Source organism: Microvirga antarctica, assembly GCF_017921815.1.
In the GTDB taxonomy this organism is placed as follows: Bacteria; Pseudomonadota; Alphaproteobacteria; order Rhizobiales; family Beijerinckiaceae; genus Microvirga; species Microvirga antarctica.
Genome location: NZ_JAGEMM010000204.1, coordinates 1 through 280, shown reverse-complemented (window position 1 = coordinate 280; position 280 = coordinate 1). Strand labels below are relative to the sequence as shown.

The 280-nt window shown below is 53.2% G+C and carries 1 protein-coding gene; it reads left to right on the top strand.

Going from position 1 to position 280, the window contains the following annotated elements:
* The coding region (locus tag J4G32_RS21500) for an anaerobic C4-dicarboxylate transporter family protein (RefSeq protein ID WP_281413614.1) at nt 1-280 on the top strand (280 nt) is incomplete at both ends.

Here is a 280-nt window from a genome sequence, read left to right as displayed (position 1 = left end):
TGGTCGCTCTCCTGGGCGCGGACTCCGACTTACGTCCAACCTTCGGCGGCAAACCGTTGTCGATGGTGCTGGTCATTCAGATGTTTATGCTGCTGACCGGGGCGCTCATTATCATCCTGACCAAAACCAATCCTGCGTCTATCTCAAAAAACGAAGTTTTTCGTTCCGGTATGATTGCGATTGTCGCGGTATACGGGATCGCCTGGATGGCGGAAACCATGTTCGGCGCGCATATGTCGGAAATTCAGGGCGTGCTAGGCGAAATGGTCAAAGAGTATCC